This window comes from Rhodopseudomonas sp. B29, assembly GCF_000333455.1.
Lineage (GTDB): Bacteria > Pseudomonadota > Alphaproteobacteria > Rhizobiales > Xanthobacteraceae > Rhodopseudomonas.
In genome coordinates this window covers 1-2,235 of the sequence record NZ_BADD01000520.1, presented here as the reverse complement: position 1 = coordinate 2,235, position 2,235 = coordinate 1, and the positions used below count along the sequence as shown (strand labels likewise).

Annotated in this window: 3 protein-coding genes; all 3 read right to left on the bottom strand. The window is 67.0% G+C overall.

Annotated features, from left to right (window positions below; genetic code table 11):
* A partial coding sequence (locus tag I5M_RS18415) for an efflux RND transporter permease subunit (protein ID WP_031336956.1) occupies positions 1-237 on the bottom strand: 237 nt, incomplete at its 3' end.
* A gap of 67 nt (positions 238-304) precedes the next feature.
* Positions 305-1,726 carry an efflux RND transporter periplasmic adaptor subunit gene (locus I5M_RS18410; protein WP_022722742.1) on the bottom strand — a complete coding sequence of 474 codons (1,422 nt, stop codon included), beginning with the start codon at positions 1,724-1,726 and terminating at the stop codon, positions 305-307.
* Positions 1,716-2,235 (bottom strand): TolC family protein (locus I5M_RS18405; protein WP_022722741.1); only part of this gene is annotated, 520 nt, incomplete at its 5' end. The genes I5M_RS18405 and I5M_RS18410, both read right to left, overlap by 11 nt.

Genomic DNA, 2,235 nt, shown 5'->3' with positions numbered 1-2,235 from the left:
CGCGGTCAGCGACGGGATCTGGCCGAGCTGCCGCTCCAGCGGCGCAGTGATCAGCGAGGCGACGACGTCCGGACTGGCGCCCGGAAGCTGCGTGGTCACCTGCACGGTCGGGAAATCGACCTGCGGCAACGCCGACACCGGCAGCGCCAAATAGCCGAGCGCACCGCCGATCAACAGCGCCACGCCGAGCAGCGAGGTGGCGATCGGACGCCGGATGAACGGCTCTGAAACGCTCATGAATGCAACCTCATGGCTGCAGACTCTCGCCTGCCTTCATAAGTCAAAATCGCCGCGGGCGAAGGCGTCACTGCGCCTTCGCGGCCCCGGATGAATCGCCGCCATTGGCCGGCGCCGCCTGCCCGGACTCGCCGCCTGTTTGGCCGCCGTCCTGGCGGTGGCGGCGATGCTTGCCTTGCTCGCCGGAGGCGTCGCCGCCCTCCTTCGCCTTCTGCGCGTCGCCGCCCGGCGGACCGCGGCGGCGCTTCTGCGGAGCCAGATCGGCCGTCGGTGTCTGGTCGTTGCGGCCGATCGTGACTTTGGCGCCTTCGGACAAGTTTGCGAAACCCGTCGTGACGACGCGGTCGCTGGCCGTCAGCCCGCTGGCGATGACCGCCTCGGTCTCGTTCTGCTGCGTCACCTTCACGGCCCGCGCCGCGACGATATCGCCCTCGCCGATCACGTAACTGAACGTGCCGGCCGGGCCACGCTGCACCGCCGACGACGGCACCGTCACGGCATCCTTGAGCGTATCGACCTTGAGCCGGACGTTGACGAACTGGCCGGGCCAAAGCTGGAATTTGGCGTTCGGAAATTCGGCCTTCAGCTTCACCGTGCCAGTGGTCTGGTCGACCTGATTGTCGATGCCGGTGAGCTTGCCGGTGTCGGCGACGGTGACGCCGTCATTGCCGAACACGTCGACCGGCAGCTCCGCCTTGGCGGCGGCATTGTTGACGCGGACGATCTGCTGCTGCGGCAGGCTGAACCACACCGCAATCGGCTGCAGCTGCGTCAGCACCACGATGCCGGTGGTATCGGAGGAGTGGACGATGTTGCCCTTGTCGACCTGCCGCAAGCCGGCGCGGCCGGAGATCGGCGCCACCACCTTGGTGTAGCTCAGCGTCGCCGCCGCGTTGTCGATTGAAGCCTGGTCGGAGCGCACCTGCGCTTCGAGCTGAGCCACGGTCGCCTTCTGCGTATCGGCCTGCTGCTTGGAGCCGGCGTTGGAGGCTGCGAGCTGCTGATAGCGCGTCAGGTCGATCCGGGCATTGGCGAGTTGCGCTTCGTCCTGCGCCTTCTTGGCGACCGCCTGATCATAGGTGGCCTGATAGAGCGCCGGATCGATTTCGGCGAGCACGTCGCCGGCTTTGACATCCTGGCCTTCGGTGAAGTTCACCGAGATCAGCTTGCCGTCGACTTGCGCCCGCACCGTCACCGTATTCAGCGCTCTGACCGAACCGACGCCGTCGAGATAGACCGGCACGTCCTTGACCTGCGGCGTGGCCGCCAGCACCGGCACGGCCATGTCGGGCCGACCACCCGGGCCACCTGCGCCAAATCCCGGGCGTCCCGTACTCGGCTTGTTATGGAACGCGCTCCAGGCGATCAGGCCCAACGCGGCCAGGATCCCCGCGGTCACGAGCCAAGCCACGAAACGCCGGCCCCAGCGGCGTCCCGGCTTGGCCGGCATCGTGCCAGCGGGCTTGGACTCATCCGGCTTAAAGAGCATTGACCGGCCTTTCCATCTTCGGCTCCCAGCCGCCCCCGAGCGCCTGGTACAGGCTCACGATCGCCAGGAATCGTGCAAGCCGGGTCTGAATGAGCGCGTCCTGCGCCGTAAACAGGGTGAGCTGCGTGTTCAGCACGGTGACGATGTCGGCAGTGCCGGCGCGGAGTTGCTGCTCCGACAGGTCGAACGCCCGCTTCGACGACGTCACGACATCCTGCTGCAGCCGCAGCCGATCGGTGTTCTGCCGAATGGACTCCAGCGCGTTGTCGACGTCGGCGAAGGCCGAGACCACGGTTTTGCGATAGGTCTGCAGCAACTCGTCCTGCTGGGCTTTGGTCAGATCGAAGTTCGCCTGGATCTTGCCGCCGTCGAAGATCGGCTGCGCGATCCCTGCGGCCAGGTTCGAGAACGTCGCCTGGGGCGTGAACAGCGAAGCCAGCACTGCACTCTGGTACCCGCCTTGCCCGGTCAGCGTGATGGTCGGGGAAGACTGCGCCCGCGCGCTGCCG

What these genes read in the sequence shown, in the direction of transcription:
- I5M_RS18410 (WP_022722742.1), bottom strand. Translation starts at nt 1,726, where the DNA reads ATGCTCTTTAAGCCGGATGAGTCCAAGCCCGCTGGCACGATGCCGGCC.